15 protein-coding genes are annotated in these 15,693 nt (G+C 58.9%); 1 reads left to right on the top strand and 14 read right to left on the bottom strand.

The annotated features are described in order from the left end of the window. Positions 1–1,005: 1,005 nt before the first annotated feature. The 14 genes from ACRQ5Q_RS08145 to ACRQ5Q_RS08080 all read right to left on the bottom strand — a co-directional run bounded on the left by ACRQ5Q_RS08145 (position 1,006) and on the right by ACRQ5Q_RS08080 (position 14,571). Positions 1,006–1,953, bottom strand: a complete 948-nt coding sequence (locus ACRQ5Q_RS08145; protein ID WP_439396967.1) for an IS630 family transposase — start codon at positions 1,951–1,953, stop codon at positions 1,006–1,008. Between the two features lie 357 nt (positions 1,954–2,310). Continuing rightward, entirely contained in the window at positions 2,311–3,003 is a 693-nt protein-coding gene (locus tag ACRQ5Q_RS08140; protein WP_439399724.1) for a glycosyl hydrolase, read from the bottom strand. A gap of 1,528 nt (positions 3,004–4,531) precedes the next feature. Then, complete coding sequence (locus ACRQ5Q_RS08135) at positions 4,532–4,933, bottom strand: hypothetical protein (protein WP_439396965.1); 402 nt, start codon at positions 4,931–4,933, stop codon at positions 4,532–4,534. Between the two features lie 1,220 nt (positions 4,934–6,153). Continuing rightward, positions 6,154–7,191 carry an EscU/YscU/HrcU family type III secretion system export apparatus switch protein gene (locus ACRQ5Q_RS08130; RefSeq protein WP_439396963.1) on the bottom strand — a complete coding sequence of 346 codons (1,038 nt, stop codon included), beginning with the start codon at positions 7,189–7,191 and terminating at the stop codon, positions 6,154–6,156. Continuing rightward, positions 7,188–8,009 (bottom strand): type III secretion system export apparatus subunit SctT, encoded by an 822-nt coding sequence (gene sctT, locus ACRQ5Q_RS08125; protein WP_439396961.1) that lies wholly within the window; start codon positions 8,007–8,009, stop codon positions 7,188–7,190. The genes ACRQ5Q_RS08130 and sctT overlap by 4 nt, the downstream gene beginning before the upstream one ends. A gap of 10 nt (positions 8,010–8,019) precedes the next feature. Continuing rightward, positions 8,020–8,295, bottom strand: coding sequence for an EscS/YscS/HrcS family type III secretion system export apparatus protein (locus ACRQ5Q_RS08120; RefSeq protein WP_439396959.1), 276 nt, complete (start codon positions 8,293–8,295; stop codon positions 8,020–8,022). 2 nt (positions 8,296–8,297) lie between these two features. Then, positions 8,298–8,963, bottom strand: coding sequence for a type III secretion system export apparatus subunit SctR (gene sctR / locus ACRQ5Q_RS08115; RefSeq protein WP_439396957.1), 666 nt, complete (start codon positions 8,961–8,963; stop codon positions 8,298–8,300). Further along, on the bottom strand, positions 8,956–10,077 hold the full coding sequence (gene sctQ / locus ACRQ5Q_RS08110; RefSeq protein WP_439396955.1) for a type III secretion system cytoplasmic ring protein SctQ: 1,122 nt from the start codon (positions 10,075–10,077) through the stop codon (positions 8,956–8,958). Before sctQ ends, sctR begins: the two co-directional genes overlap by 8 nt. Beyond that, entirely contained in the window at positions 10,074–10,610 is a 537-nt protein-coding gene (locus ACRQ5Q_RS08105) for a hypothetical protein (protein ID WP_439396953.1), read from the bottom strand. Before ACRQ5Q_RS08105 ends, sctQ begins: the two co-directional genes overlap by 4 nt. Further along, a complete protein-coding gene (gene sctN, locus ACRQ5Q_RS08100) occupies positions 10,586–11,941 on the bottom strand; it encodes a type III secretion system ATPase SctN (RefSeq protein ID WP_439396951.1) in 1,356 nt (451 codons plus the stop codon). The genes ACRQ5Q_RS08105 and sctN overlap by 25 nt, the downstream gene beginning before the upstream one ends. Further along, positions 11,938–12,558, bottom strand: a complete 621-nt coding sequence (sctL, locus tag ACRQ5Q_RS08095; RefSeq protein ID WP_439396949.1) for a type III secretion system stator protein SctL — start codon at positions 12,556–12,558, stop codon at positions 11,938–11,940. The genes sctN and sctL overlap by 4 nt, the downstream gene beginning before the upstream one ends. Then, on the bottom strand, positions 12,555–13,190 hold the full coding sequence (locus ACRQ5Q_RS08090) for a nodulation protein NolU (protein ID WP_439396948.1): 636 nt from the start codon (positions 13,188–13,190) through the stop codon (positions 12,555–12,557). Before ACRQ5Q_RS08090 ends, sctL begins: the two co-directional genes overlap by 4 nt. 11 nt (positions 13,191–13,201) lie before the next feature. Further along, a complete protein-coding gene (gene sctJ, locus ACRQ5Q_RS08085) occupies positions 13,202–14,068 on the bottom strand; it encodes a type III secretion system inner membrane ring lipoprotein SctJ (protein ID WP_439396946.1) in 867 nt (288 codons plus the stop codon). A gap of 8 nt (positions 14,069–14,076) precedes the next feature. Beyond that, the gene (locus ACRQ5Q_RS08080) at positions 14,077–14,571 is read right to left on the bottom strand and encodes a nodulation protein NolB (RefSeq protein ID WP_439399722.1); all 495 of its coding nucleotides are present in this window, start codon (positions 14,569–14,571) and stop codon (positions 14,077–14,079) included. 184 nt (positions 14,572–14,755) lie between these two features. On the opposite strand from ACRQ5Q_RS08080, the gene ACRQ5Q_RS08075 reads away from it, so the two are divergent. Further along, a complete protein-coding gene (locus tag ACRQ5Q_RS08075; protein WP_439396944.1) occupies positions 14,756–15,451 on the top strand; it encodes a secretin N-terminal domain-containing protein in 696 nt (231 codons plus the stop codon). The last annotated feature ends 242 nt before the right edge of the window (positions 15,452–15,693 follow it).

Below are 15,693 nucleotides of genomic sequence, written 5' to 3'. Positions count from 1 at the left end.
TGCTCTCCGAGATATTCGGCGGTGTCACGGATCTTCGCGAAAGGATTGCTGAGCACCGACGTAAAGGCTCGAAAGCAGAGCCTGCTCGCCTTTCTGGAACGGACACGGCTAGAAGCGGCTGTCGCGGTCGCAGCAAGAAGCTGCCGCCTACCAGATTGCAGAGGTGATCTGGCTGCCAGCACCAACTATCGAACTAACCACAACTTGGGGCCAAGCCAGCAATATCTTTCCGTGCCCAGCAGGAGGACTCTAGGATGAAGCGCAACAAGAAATTGTCGCTCGCGGGCATCCTGCGTTCGGGACGATCGCTTTTGGGAGCGGAAGTTTAGCTGCTGATTTGCCTGCGACACCTATCGTCAAAGCGCCGGCTCCCGTTTATCCTCTCTTCAGCTGGATGTGTTTGCTGTTTTTGAGGTCACTTGTATTGAAACAATGCGTGCCTACATAGCACATAGCCGAACGTCGCCTCTTCGTTTTGGCATAGAGCTTCCGTACGCCTTTCATGGCGTCACATTTGCACTGATGAACACACCTCATGGCTCCAGTTTGACAAGCAAAAGGAAGCTGATCGGCGGGTGATCCATGGTGAACCATGATGACTTTCTGACACGACAGAGTTCGCTCGATCTTGCACTTTGGCGCCGCTTGCAGGCGCGCGGCTTCGGGGGGCTCTGTTCGTGTCGTCGGAGAATGGGCAAAGCATAGACTGCGGGCCAAGAGGCTGACGTCCCTTCGCCGGGATGAATTGTCATCCTGGACCGAGCGTGCTCGTGCCAGTCTTGTTGCCGGCAGTTCGGGCCGCGATCACCTTGCCTTGGCCCAACGGACAGACCGAGGGGGCAGATGGACGCGCCTCAAACTAATCAGGCGCCAAAGTACGGCCGCGGCAAATCGATTTTCGTCCAGCGCGAGCGATCGGCGCGGAGCAATCGAAGCTGCAAAAAAAAATGCGTCAGGGTCAATATTGCAGCCAGAATGACAATCGCAACGATCGCCTAGAGCGTTTCACATTTTGATTGAAGCATAACCGGCGCTGGCGAAGTAGTTGGCGCATTCGCGAGGCTGGATGTCTTGGACGAGGTGACCGATATGGCGCCAAGTCTCCTCGATTGAGCGCTTCTGAGCTTGCCGCATCCAGTGTTTGATCTTGGAGAAGGCCTGTTCGATTGGGTTGAGGTCGGGCGAGTATGGCGGCAGGTACCAGAGTCTGGCGCCAGCAGCCTTGATCATTTGCCTGACGGCTTTCGACTTATGGCTTCCGAGATTGTCGAGAATGACGATGTCGCCTTCACGCAGGGTTGGCAGGAGAATGTGCTTTACGTAACCACGGAAGCATTCACCGTTGATCGGGCCATCGAAGACGCAGGGTGCCGTGAGTTGGTCATGGCGGAGCGCGCCGAGGAATGTGAGGGTACGCCAGTGACCGTGCGGAGCGAAGCCGCGCAGGCGCACCCCTTTGGGTCCCCAGCCTCGCAAAGGGGCCATGTTGGTCTTGATCCAGGTCTCATCGATGAAGACGAGCCGGCCCGGATCGAGCCCGGCCTGCCAGGCTCGCCAACGCAAGCGCCTACGAGAGACGTCGGCGCGAGCCTGTTCGAGGGCGAACAGTGTTTTTTTTGAACCGCAGCCCTTCCCGGCGCAGGAACAGCCAGACCGCATTGTGTGAGACCTTGACCCCACGGGCTGCCAGTTCGCCTTCAGACCATGCAGCGTCAGGTGCGGCGTCTGAGTGATCCGCTCGACGATGAAGGCGCGGTGCGGATCAAGCACAGGCTTGCGGTGACCACCCATCTTGCCAGGCGCTACCGAGCCGGTCGTTCGATAACGCTGTGACCACTTCACAACTGACGAGACAGCAACGCCAAACCGTTCCGCCACAGATCGGCAGCTCTCACCTTTGGCAACAGCGGATACCGCACGCTTACGCAAATCGTTGGAAATTGGTCGGACCATCGGATGCTGGCCTCCAGCCCAGCCAGCATCTTGAATCATATTCGTCCCAGACCCGGAATCCCCTCCGATTCAATAAATCCGTGAACCGCTCTAGTGGAGTTGAGCAGAAACAGAATCTCAAGATCGTTCAACCCGAAGTCCGTGATTTGGCGCAGATTGCGGCTCTTCCGATTAATGAATGCGATAACCTGCGAATTCAGTTCGGCACGAGGCGTGCGAGGCCATGGCCGCCCCCATCATGAACCCCGGCCGATCTTCGTCGGCCCCACAACGAGCGCCTGGCGCCGTCCGGTGCGAAGCGTACAGCGTGCACCATACCGTGGGCGGACGATCATCTCATCGTAGGTCCCAAGGTAGTCACTTCGAGATTACAGCCCAATCATTGACGTCGAAGTTTTTCCCACCTGGGGAAGAGGTTATCTCAACGCCGTATTGGACGCTGCCGACGATTATGTCACCGAAGTATCCTTTCGACTTTATCCATTGCAGGATACTCTTGATATCCACAGTCCCGCTGTTGGTTTTGGAGCTGCGCAGAAACGAAATGACCTTGTGTTTGTTCCAGCCTTCAAACACGTTCCAAGTGGCTCCCCCCACATTCACGCCTGTGTAGACTGGAATCGCGGCGGTCCCTGAAGAGTTATACTTGTAAGAAATGGGCTTAACATCACCGCTTCCGTCGGGATTTCCGGTGTAGTTGGTCCAAAGCATTATCTCATAGGCATTTGAGCTGTCCCAGATATCGTAGGCGAAGTTCCAACGGCCGCCAGTCGGGACGCTCTGATTAAAGCTTGACCTGAGATCGTTGATCGCGCTCAGCGGTTTCCCGATATTGAAAGCTCCGTGGGGATAGCTCTTGATGCCACCAGTATCAGGTTGGTTCGACCACACGCTCCATTGATTGATCGAATACACCGAGATCGTCTGAGACCCAGCACCTTGACCATATACGTCGTTGTTCCAGGAATAGCCCTCAAGGGAGAAGGTACCGTACTGATCGCTCGAACTCCAGATCGGCGCTTTTGCGGATGCTGGAAATAGCACAATCATTGTCGCAAAAGGTAGCGCAAGTACGTTCAGCGTCGACAACGCAGACATTCTAATCTCCACCTCAGATTTGCCCTGCAGCGAACGAGCAGCAAGCAAAAGTGAGGCCAGTTAGAGAACGACGAATCCTCTTGTCTTTATGTCAGACAGAGCGCGCGCTGGATGCCCTTCTGGTCGACTCACTCGGCCAGATCGTCCGCCACGTAACTCGAACCATTGTCACTGAACAGCCTTGGCCCGGTGCGATGCTCACGCGCTGGCCCGCCGAGCGACCACGGCGCGTTCTGCAGACCCTCGGCCAGGGCGACGAAGCTCTCGCCCCAGGACTGGTAGTCGCCTCTCGTGGCTCGGCGATCAGCTTCGGATCGCAGGCAGCGTGGGCGCGACTCGCCGCCTTGGCTGATTTCAATCGGCAGCCAGTTCAGTTCTGCGGAGAAAAATCTCGTGTTCCGAGCCTGGCGGCCCAATACTGGCTGTGTAGTTCACGTCCCCGAGAGTGAGACATTTCTTTGGCTCAGACACGGATGGCAGAAGCTTGTGCAAATCCATTCGCAACTTGACTTCTTCCGGCGCCCACTGATCTCCGTGCTGCCAGCTCGGGGGCACATAAAGAGACAAACTTGGCGACGGCTGGTTGCGCCGCACTTGCGGTGCATGAGGCGAAGATGTTGAGTTGAAGCCGTCCATGTCTACCCCCTGAACGCTTAAAACCACTAAAGCTGACCACAGAAGGTCAGCGACAGGTAGCAGCGCGGGCGCGGCCTGGCGCCTACCGACCTGGGGGGCTGGATAAAGGCACTATCCCTGCCGCCCCGCGCTGCCGTTGAGTTTAGCGGAAAGCGTGACTCGGCGCTGACCGTTCTGGATAGATAGCGCTGTCCCTGCCACGTCCCGTTAACCACAACGGCTCTGTATCCCGGCTGGCTTACAGAAAGCTGACGAGACCCGGCAATTCCCAAAACGAAAGCGGCCCGTGTGGGGCCAGTTGCGGTCGAGAGTGAGAACGACATTCCGGCGACAGGCTCTGGTATCACGTCAGCTTGAGCATCTCGCCAGCCAGCAGCTCCGGTGTGCAGCACCCGGCCTCTCGGAGGACTGCAGGCGGCGGCCACCAGAAGGGCCTCTTCCTTGTCGTTGAGCTCGCGCTCTGCCCGGTAGGCGGCTCTTCGCTTTGGTTCTCCGCCAGGTTGCCTTCGATAAAAACGTCGAAGGGTGGCAGACCGCCAAGTGGCCGACGCAGCTTGTGGCGATCACGTCATCACTCATCCCGGCATCAGCCGCCCAACCGGATCTGCGCCCCCTTGAGCGCAGCGGCTGCCTGCCTCCGCCCAACAAAAGCTCTAACCGACAAAAAGAGAGGTATCTACGGCAATACGAATCGTAGATACCTCGCGGCATCTTGAGTTCAGAGCAATCGTAGGAGTACTTGGCGGGTCAGCTGAACCCACTGCAGCGCTCCACACCTTCATCTGTGGCGACATATGCTCTCCGCTCTGAAGGAAGTAGCTGCGATTGGGCTCTTATTGCAAGCTCAGTGAATCGCCTGCCTTCCCGCAGGTGATGGCTGTGGCTTGAGATGATCCAATATTTTCGACCCGGCGCTGAACGACCTCGACCAGAATTTCTCCAGGAAATCCAGGTGACACCTCAACAGGTCCGAGGAAGTTTTGGAGTCCGCAATATTCTTCAGAAAGGTGGCCTGGTCATGCACAATGGAGGCAGTCAAACCTAGTCCGTCCTTCAGTGTCGTAGCGAACAGGTTGCTTGTCGCTTCGATCGAGCTCTGCCATTCCCGAAACGTAAATGGAATCGGCGATGCAGCTGTCGTAGATTTTCCAGCGCCATCGGCGGAAGCGCCCGATACCAAAGCCGGGTCGTGCCCGACATGTGGCCGCCGCTCGCGTTTCTCGTCTTCGCTTGCATTCGGTGCCATTCGAGATCTCCTAGCCTGAAGGGCTTACAACGTACCAAGTTGTTCGCGGCTCATTTCGATCATGCCCTAGAAGGTACCACAATTGCCGACACGCGATACCCACCTCATTTGGTAACGTGCCAGCAAAGGAGGGAGTGAACGCGATACGGCGAGAGCCCTGGCTGTAAAGCGCGTCCGTGTGCTGTCGCTATGCCCACCGGTGCCCGCCCAAAGGCTGAGAACCGGGCGATCGGATGGAGGATGGTCGCGGCCGCGCGTAGATGGCTGGCGGCCTCAAAGTCGGTGAGTGTACGTACGTGGAGTAGCAATAATTGTCTCGCTGGAGCGGGCGATCGCTTCCACCCTGTTTCGAAGGCTTCACTGGCAGCCTGCTCGGCCTGTTGACGGCCCTGCCATCTGAGCCAACGAGCGCTCCTGCACGGGCCACATGAAAGCGACTTTGAATCGCGGTGGATGCCCTCGACGGCTGGAAGCAGATACGGCCGGCTGCGTACATGATCCATTAGAACCATCTCGGCGGCTCGCGCAACCGGCCGACCGCCAGGCACTTAACCGCCGCGGCACCGGTATATCGGATCATCCAGAGGTTCTTGCCGACCGAATGCGAAATCCATGCCTCGATAGGACGACCTAACTGCCGGCGCAAACCTTCCATATTCGGCGAAGCTTGTCCGGTGTCAGCTAGCGGGTTGGGTTAGGTGAAGCAATAGACGCTGCAGGCACCCTGCGCTGGAAGACGGCGTTGATGGACAATGGCGGCAATACCCTTGCGTCCCGAGTTTAGCTGGAGGCTTGCTTTTCCCCCCGCACGCAGACTCACGCCCTGCGGCTCTCGAACGTGTCCGGCGCAATGTGGCACTCGGGCTGATCTTGAGACGTATAAGCGCTGTAATCGTATGAACCTGTAGCAGCGCGGCTCAAGATAGGCGACCAGAGAGCATGCTCCAGATGGCAGCCGTCCTAATTGACGATCAGCACTACCGGCTTGTCAACCGAACGGCAGGGCCCCTCAGTACAAGTCGGCGTCCTGGAGGGTGTAGCCGCTGAAGCTCTCGAAAATGGGCGAACAAGTTGTTGCGCTTGGCGCCGCAGCTGATCCGGTGATCCGGTCGGCGAAGCCGCGGCCCAGAGGCTTTCGGGCTAGCGCATCGTCGCCTCGCCGAACATCCGAGCGTCCATGGAGCGCCAGGCTGCAGATCGCAGCGTCAGGACAGGATGACCTAGACTAGCCCCGCCGCATAGAGTGCTTTTGCGACCGACTCGAAATATTGCGAGGGAACCGGGTTGCCGAGCCTTGCATTGCCGAGCAGTTGACGCGCCAGGACATCGTCATCCACAATGGTGAGGCACAGCGCGCGCGCCTCACCAAGCAGCTGCGAAGCAGCTTCGCCCTCGCCGCGGCAGACCAAGACCGGAACGCCGGTCTCGCCGCGAACATAGCGCAGCCCAATCAAGGTTGCCGATCCCCGCAATATCAACGTGGCCCGACTGATGCCGATCGGAGCCTCGTTGGCCGACTCTTGCCGAAGACGCCGGTGCTCACGCTTCACCTGCGGGTTGCCTTGCTGTTCCTTGTTCTCCCGCTTGGCCTCCGTTTCCGTCATGCGCATGTCCTGCATGAACAACCAGCGCTGGATGAGAAGGTCAGCCAATCCGCCGACCAGAAAAGCTCCAGCGGCAATCCCTATCAGTAGCTTAACCTCGGTGAAGACGAAGCCAAAACAGCCCATGCCGCAGACTGGCAGGTACACCAGCGCTTTCCAGCTCGCGATCACGGTGAGAAAGAAGGCCGCACCAAGCACCACCACCTTAGCCACGGTCTTGCCGAGCTCGATGGCCGAACGTTTCGAGGCGATGCGTTTCAAGCCTTTGATGGGATCCAGTTTCTCGAGCTTCGGCTTGAGCGGCTCCGAAGCGAACATAAAGCCGCCATTAGCCAGGACATTGGCCAGAAGAGCTGCTGTCACGGCAGCGGCGAGCAACGGAGCGACAGCGGCAATCGAAAGTTCTAGCAAGCCGCCGAGCGCTTGTGGCACCGCGCTTGTGAACGGCTGCTCCTGCAGTTTATCGACCAGCCGGACCGTCTCCTGCCACTTTTCCTCGATCGCACCCGCTCGCCACCACAGGCAACCGAAACCGGCACAAGCGCTGACGCCGCTCACCAGATCCGAGCTGCGCGCGCTCTGCCCCTTCTTGCGTGCATCGCGCAGCTTCTTGGGCGTCGGAGGAAGCTTTTTCTCCTCACTCGTAGAGCTCATCTCAACAGCTTCTTCAGATACTCTAGCATGTTGTTCGAGGTCAGGATTTCAGCTCCGGTGTATTCAAGCAGATAGACGGTGTAGCTGACCATGATGACCCCGAACGCAACATTCTTAATCATCGGGGAGAGATCGTTCATCTTGAGCTGAGACGCAAAACGGCCGAGCATCATGACGGCGATATCAACCAGCAGCAGCAGGCCCAGCACCGGCCCGGCGACCAATAAGGTTGTCATCATGATACGGTCGAGAAGGGCCAGACATTCCATTGCCCCTTGCGCTGTCACGGCAGGCAAAAACTGATAGACAGGCCACACTAGGTAGCTGCCATATAGGCCGCTCACCATGGTCTGCAGCCCGCCGACCAGAACGAAGATCGTAACCGCCGTAACACCGAGAAAAAGCCCGGTTCCGGACGCTTGGCTGTGCGTCGCGGGATCCTCCCCCGCAACTTGGCTCGAAATTCCTCGTTGAGTATCGATGATGTCGCCGACTGCCTGTATACTCCACAGTGGAATGCTGAGCAGGATGCCGAGCATAAGACCGACGAACACCTCCTTCAGGCCAAGCATAGTAACGCTGACCAGGCGCGTGTTCGGGTCCAGGGCCTGCAGCCCGAGCTTAATCTGAGCGAGGCACGGCAGGCCGATAGCAATCGTAAGACTTCCCCGAACGAGACCGCTGATACGCGGCCGAGTGAAGACGGGAAGCACCAGCATGATGCCTAGGGCGCGGGCCGCGCTCAGGCCGGTTGCGGCGACGAATTCGATCGTGCCCTGAACGAGAGCTTGCGCCTCTGCGGGCGACGGGCCAGCCATGCAAGCTCTGCTAATATCTCGCGGTGAGTGCTGGAAACTCGCTGAAGATGTGCTCGGCCTGGTCGATCAGTGGAGCGCTGAGCACGGGAGAAAACCCGGCGAGCACGGCGACGACGACCAGGAGCTTGACCGTCAGTGGCAGGGTTTGATCCTGGAGCTGAGTTGCCGCCTGGATGAGGCCAATGATCAGTCCGGAGATGAGAGCTGCGAGCAGCGGCGGCAAAACCCAGATCATGAAGAGCACGAGCGATTGACTCAGGTACGTAAGGATGCTGGCTTCGTTCATGGTCAACCTCCTGGCGTCGTATAGCTTAGTACCAGCCCGTGCATGAGACGTGACCAGCCGTCGATAGTGACGAACAAAAAGAGCTTGAAGGGGACAGATATCACCGTGGGGGATACCATTGACATACCCATCGCCATCAAAATCGTCGTGACAATCAGATCGATCGTAATGAAGGGAAGATAGAGAAGAAAGCCGATTTCGAACCCGCGCTTGAGTTCGGAAATTAAAAACGACGGCACGAGAATTGAGAAATCATCTGCCGTTACGCTGCCGCGCATCTCCTCCGACCAGACATGTTCGGTGGACGACAGGAAGAAGCGGCGCTGCTCTTCATTGGTGAATTTCTTCAGATGAGCACGCAGCGGCTCCTGTCCCTCCTTGGCCGCAGTCACCCAGTCATCGAAACTCTGGTAGCGAAGTTGTGGATCGGTAAGGCGGTTATAGGTCTGCTCGAAGACCGGCGCGCTGATGAAGACGGTCAGGATCAGTGCCGCCCCGTAAAGGACGATGTTCGGCGGGATCGATTGAGTCCCCAGCGCATTGCGCACGAGGAAGAGAACAACCGAGACCTTGATAAAGGCAGTAGTTGTGACGATAGCGAAGGCCAGGAGACCAAGGCCGACGGTTATCGCAAGAAGCGCAAGGATGCTGGGTTGAATCTCAGTCATTAAGCGCCAGCCTGCCGCGCAACCTGACGGCCAGCTCGTCGCCGATCCGCACGATGTCGCCCCGGCCGATACGTTGGCCGTTGGCAACGATATCGACCGGCCCATCAAGAGGCCGGCCAAGTTCGAACACGTGGCCTTCGTTGATGGTTCGCAAGGTTCCCAACGGCATCGGCCAGCGGCCACATTCGAATACGAGTGTGATCTCGATGCTGTCGATATCCGCCTCTGACGGCGGCTGTTGTTGCAACTGGCTTTGGGGCATCACATCTTCACTTTTTAGGGGGTGGGATCGCAACCGGAATGGGCCTCGCAGCACCAGCCTGTCGCCGCCGATCTCTGCAGGGGCCCACAATCGGTCTGCAGCGAGAATGATCTGGCCTCGCGCGAGTGGAATTGCGTCCGGGAGCAGCGCATCACCTTGCTCTGCTTGGCGAAGAACGCCGATCGCGACGCGGAGCGAACCGATATGGCCTGCAGCGATGACCGGGAATTCGGAAACCAGTCTGGCCGTCTGTCGCGGTAATCGGCCGAGCAGCCCGCCGAGGACGGTGAAAGCAGGCGGAACGGGACCGTCGAGCGGCGAGAACAGAAGCAGCCGAGCCTTGCTGGCGAGCTCACCATACGCGATGTCCAGTTCAAGATAAGGCCTCGTACTCCGCGCTTCCTCGGTCCGAACAAGCTGCAGCTTCCGCTGCGTCATTCTTTCCAGCGGGGCAAGCAAGGGTTCAAGCGCAAGTTCCAGGACTAGCGAACGCGTCGGCTCAGAAGGCAAGGTAAGCCCATCCTGCACGGTCCCAACCAGCGCTTCCGCAAGCTTACCTGGCAAGGACAGGATCAAGGTTTCACCATCTACCTCGAAGACGCAGTCAAGCATCGACGCCGCAGCCGGCTCCGCCTGCCAGACGGTTCGTCTCACGCGCACAGAGAGCGGCTTCTCTCCGAGGAGGCCTTGCACAGGCGCACGCGACGCTGCGATCTCGTTAAGCCACGAGGCTACGGCGTGCGAGAGGATCAGCGCCGGCATGAAGGCTGCGGGCTCAGCCGGTCGATATGATGCCGGTGCGGCTTCCGCGCCGCAGTCCCCTAGCTCGCGCGGGAGAGTATCTGCAATCATGCTGGCTCACCTCCCGTCTGCCTTGATGGGCCTCGCCGGTAGCGGAGCAAGACTTCATCATCGGCTTCGATTTCGGTGGCGGTTTCGAAATGAGTATTCGTGATGCGCCGAACGTCCTGATCGATCTCTCGCCATTTCTGGCTCGCCGCTGAACGCTTGGTCCAAACGGCCCTCGCCTCGAGAACCGCAGCCTCAGCTTGCTCTTGAGCAGCACGGGCGGTGTCAAGAATGCGCTGCGCCGCTGTGATCTCGTCTGTGAGTCGCCCAATGATGAGATGATAGCGCCGCTGCAGTTCGCACACAGATATCGCATTGGCTGCGAGCATCTCCCGATAGAGCTCCGCTTCGACCTTTGCGCGGCGCTCTTCGGCAAGTGCAAGGTGCTCGCAAGCTTGTTGGACAGCTTGAGTCGCGAGGTGGCGCTTGGCTTCCATGTCAGACAATTCTCGAAAGGCGCTACGCTCCCGCATGTCCTTTACGAGCCGCAGCTTTGAGGCGTGGGCGGGACTTAGGCGGTCAAACGCGATATCCATGCGATCGTCTCCTCAAAGCTGCACGCCTCACCCTGCCCCTGGCACAGAAAGGCCCGCAGCTGCTCGATCGAGGCGATCGCCCGATCGGTCAGCGGATCAGAGCCTTGCTTGTATTCACCCACCTTGATCAAGAACTCGGCCTCAGCGTAGCGCGAGAGCAGATCACGGAAGAAGGATGCCGCCTTGCGATGCGGCGCGGACACGATCGCATCCATGACGCGGCTGCGGCTCGACAGCACATCGATAGCCGGAAAATGCTCCCGAGAGGCCAGCGCGCGTGAGAGAATGATGTGGCCATCAAGAATGCCGCGTGATTCTTCCGCTATTGGATCACCCGTGCCGTCACCTTCGACAAGCACGGTATAGAAGGCCGTAATGGAGCCTTGCTCGCCCATGCCGGCGCGCTCCAACAAGCCGGGCAACAGCGCAAATACGGATGGCGGAAATCCGCGCCGCGTCGGCGGCTCTCCTGCGGCAAGGCCGATTTCACGCATAGCGCGGCTAAAGCGTGTCAGAGAATCCATCATCAGAACGACGCGAAGGCCCTGATCACGAAAATATTCGGCCAGTGCTGTCGCCATGTGGGCGCATTGGGCCCGCTCCATCGCCGAACGGTCGGAGGTCTCCACCACAACGACGGAACGGTGAAGGGCTTCGCCAAGATGACGTTCAATGAATTCGCGCACCTCTCGACCGCGTTCGCCGATCAGCGCGACGATAGTGACGTCGGCCGCCGCGCCTCTTACGATTTGCGACATCAGCGTCGACTTGCCGCAACCGGCATCACCATAGATTCCGATCCGCTGACCTTCTCCGCACGTCAAAAGACCGTCCAGGACACGGACGCCGAGCGGGAACGGCTGTTCGATCCCGCGCCGTTTCATCGGATTGGGCGCCCTGCCGCGCAGCGGTCTGGCTTCGGCGACTTTTATCGGGCCCTTGCCATCGAGCGGTCGGCCAAAACTGTCGATGACGCGGCCGAGCAAATCGGGGCCCACAGCCACTTCCTGCATTCGCCCAGTCGTCACCACCTCCGCGCGATTGGACAGCCCCACCATGTCCCCGATGGGCGTGAGTAACACCCCGTCCGGCAACAGACCGATCACCTCGGCCTCGAGCGACCATCCGCTGCGAGGATCCTGCAACAAGCATAGTTCCCCGACCCGGGCCTCCGGCAAGACGGCGTGCAGCAGCGTGCCCACGGCCCGCGTAATCCGGCCGCGGACAGCGCGTGTATCGATGTTCTTGGCGGAAGATCTCAAGGATGAGAGTGCGGCCTTTACAGTTCCTTCTGCGGCCGCGGCATGATGGGTCGATCGTTGCACGGTCACCACTCAGCTTCCTCTGACAAGCCAAAGCCGAGGCGAAGCGCGCGCAGCTGCGCGGTAAGTCCAAGATCGACATTGCCAAACTCGCTCCACAAGACACATTGATCCGTGCTTAGCGCTGGATCCGCCTCAATCCTGACCTTCGGACGGCCCTCAGTTCCGTCATAGTCCTTGAACTCACTGGCTAGCAGGTCGGCTTTCAGTGGGGATACGTGAAGGCAAATCTCCGTGTTCTTATATCTTTGCTCGATGGCGTGACGAACGCACTGGACCAGCATCTCGCCCGGATCAAACGCGCCAAGCAGATCGCGAACGATCTCAAAGACCACTTGCGGCAATTCCCGCTCAAGAACTGCCTTGCGCTGCGCCAGTTCACAAGTCGCCTGCGCAATAAGCCGAGCCATTTCCTCTGCGCCTGCCTTTGAACCCTCGGCGCGACCCCGCGCCCGTTCCCGCTCATAGGCCTGGCGTGCCCACCCGCGCACCCGCTGCAGATGCCGCTCGGCAGCGGCGCACGCCCGTACGGCATCGTGCCAGATCTCAAGCTGAGCAGCTGTTATCAGGGGTCCAAGAGGCCGAATCTGCGGGGACGCGGGTAATCCTAGGGCATCGGCCGTCATGCTCCGGCATCCTCTGTACGCAAATGAGCCAAGACGAGGGAAAGCAGCGGACCTGCTGCGCTACGGTGCTCAGCAGTTGGAATCTCGGCGGCCGTCCCCACGGGCAAGCGTAGAAGCACGCGGATACGAGCAAGGGACGAAGTTTGTTCGAGCCAGGCGCCGAGACAAGCATGCCCGTCATATTCGATCTGTCGCGACAATTGCTCTGGATCGAAGATCGGGGTCGTTGCGACGGCACTTGATAAATGCCGGACAGCGAAAACGTGCGCTTCGGCACCGATCGACTCTACCAATATGGGCAGATCGTGCCTGGAAACCAGCTTGAGGATGGAACGTGCATGCCAGATGCCGCCCGCGAGCAGAGCAGCCCGCCGCGGATCATGCCCGAAGAGAGCATCTTCATTCCAATCGGCGCAGCTAGCCTCCACTTTGCTGCCCAGCAGCAGTTCGGCAAGCCTTGGCTGCAGCCTGGCACTCTGCTGTAGCCGAGCCAACGTGGAAGGCGAAAGTAGCGGGTCAAGAAGCGCAGCAACACGACCGGGATCGACCGAGGCAGCAAGCTCGCGCAGCCGATCTGCAACCGTGAACGAAGGATTGGGTCTTGTGGTTGTGGTTGACATTAATGCCGACATGAGCGCCCAGACTATGACGCATCAGCAATCATCTTTTTGCCCGCCGCTTGGTCAGCAGGCACACGCGAGCGCCGACCGAATATGCTCAACTTACGTGATGATTGTCCAAACTGACGCACGCGCGGGCCCAGCAATACGCAAGATACGATGCCCAATACCGCTCCGGCGCCTCCAACAGCCAGCGCAAGTAACGGCGCTGAGCCGGCTCTTGCTGATTGAGCCGTAGGGACTACCGGTGCGGCAGGCTGCTCGATTGGAGCGCGCTCGACCGGCACGAAGACGACCGCGACCTTGTCGTAGGACAGCCCTTCAATGCTGTTTGCGACGAGCATCTTGATCTGCGGCAGCAGTGCCGAGAGCTTCGCGCTGGAGCCATGGCGAATGAAGACCGAGGCTGAAGATGGGGTCGCATCTTGCCGCAACAAGTCGTTCTTCGGCAGAACCACGTGGACGCGCGCTGAAAGGACACCATCTATATCGCTAATCGTGCGCGACAATTCTTCGCTTAGAGCATAAACGTAACGTGCCCGCTCCTCGATTGGCGAGGCAACGAGGCCCGATCCCTTGAAAACCTCGCCAAGATTTTTGAAGGATTGGCGCGGCAGCCCCTCAACATTGAGCAGGTCAATCGAATGAGCGAGCTGCTTTTCCTCCACCTGGATTGTACTGGTTCCGTCCTTGGCGACAACACGGACGGCATCAACGCCCTTGCCAAGGAGAAGCGCGAGCATCTCATTAGCCTCGCGCTCCTGAATTTTGGTGTAGAGATCAGCCTTACAACCGATGAGCGAGAGGAGAAGGGGCATAGAAAAACCCATGCGAAGCCGCCGCCACGATTGATGGCCACCGCAGCTACCCCTTTTCATATGGCCAGTCATCAGCTTACTCAGCCGGCCGACAGCAGCTTGTTTAGCGACGAGCTGACGGCGCTGGTGCCCTTGGAGACGAGGGAAACCTGAATAACATCCCTGTATACGTCTCGCAGATTCGTCATCATCGATTCAAAATCGGCCCCAACCGGTTTAACAGTCGCATGTGCGCCAACGTTATCTACCTGCAAAAGCGGCTGCGCAGCTGGTCCAGGCTGCACGACAGTCACGGCAGCCGGCGCAATCGGCGGAGGAACGGCGCGGCCCTGGTAGATACTCGAAAGGGTCTGGAGGATTCGGTCACCGGGCGGACTCGCCAGCACATTCGTGCGCTGGACCTCCAATATTGGCGGAGCTGCTGCGGGCCGGTCCGCGGGCGGGAAAGCAGAATTGGAAGCTACTTGCGCCAGGGACTGCTCAAAGCGCGCCTGCTCGCCAGCAGCTGCCGGCGAGCAGGCACTGGAAAGACAGTCGGCTGAATTGGGAGGGAACGGCGTTGCGCCTAACAACATGGAGTGAGTCATTGCGCTCATTTGTTGAGACCTAGGCGTTAGCCGATGAACCGATCAAGTTCATAGGCAGGCGAGCTGACGAAAACCTGACGGAGATCGGGCTGCCTGCGTCATCTAAAGATCACGTTTGGCTTCCAAGCTTGGACGAAACTCCAACCTCATGATGAGCGGAAGGCGTCCAGGAATGCTCGCGCGATCCACGGTGGTACATATTTTGAAAAGAGCTCTTTGTGCCGGCGTTTTCATCTGTATCGGAATAATGCGCTCGTCTGCTGCATCACTTTCGCTGCCGTCCGCCCCTTATAGCTATACCGTTCTCGATCAGGATCTTTCTGCGGCGCTGCAGGAGTTCGGAAACAATCTCGATATCAGGGTCAATGTAAGCGCCGACGTCAGGGGCCGGATTCGCGGACGAATGCCGGACCTGCCGCCACGAGAATTCCTTGATCGTTTGACTGCCCTGTACAATCTTCAGTGGTATTACGACGGGCTCGTGCTTTACATCTCCGCCGCCCACGAGGCGCAAAGCAGGCTCATTGTATTGAACCCAATCAGCTTCGATGTGCTCAAGTCCGCGCTCGACGCGCTCAACATCTCGGATGAGCGCTATATCGTGAAACCGGCTCCGGGAGAGGGCCTCATCCTTGCTTCTGGCCCACCCCGATTTGTTGCGCTGGTGGACCAGACCCTTAAGGGCCTTGTGGCGGAATCGCAGGCCCGGCGCGGTCCCGTCGCCGCCGAGAGGCCACAACACGAGTCGGTTTTGATGTTGTTTCGCGGCTCCTCGAGCACGGTCTTGCGGGACGGACGGCTGGTAGCTTCTCCCGAAACGCCGCACCATGAGGGCATTTTGCACGAAGCCGGTCCAGGCCAGAAGTGATGGTGAAAGCTGCAGGACCGCTCCGAGCGAAGTCGGTCCATCCGGTGTCCGCCTATATCATCCGGTCGTCAGCTTTTCGAAAGCTAGAGTCCCCAGCATGAGCCTGCGGGGTCTGGACGGCTGCCTTGCTTGTGACAGCTCCGATAGATGGATCAGAAACCGGACGCTCGAGGGAAATGGATAGCGCTGTCTTTGCACGCAGCGCGAGGGATCAAGGATCAACGTGGCCTCCGAGCGCGTGC

The organism is Bradyrhizobium sp. PMVTL-01, from assembly GCF_051861855.1.
Taxonomy (GTDB): Bacteria; Pseudomonadota; Alphaproteobacteria; order Rhizobiales; family Xanthobacteraceae; genus Bradyrhizobium.
The sequence above is the reverse complement of the archived record's forward strand: the minus strand, read 5'-3'. Positions and strand labels throughout refer to the sequence as shown.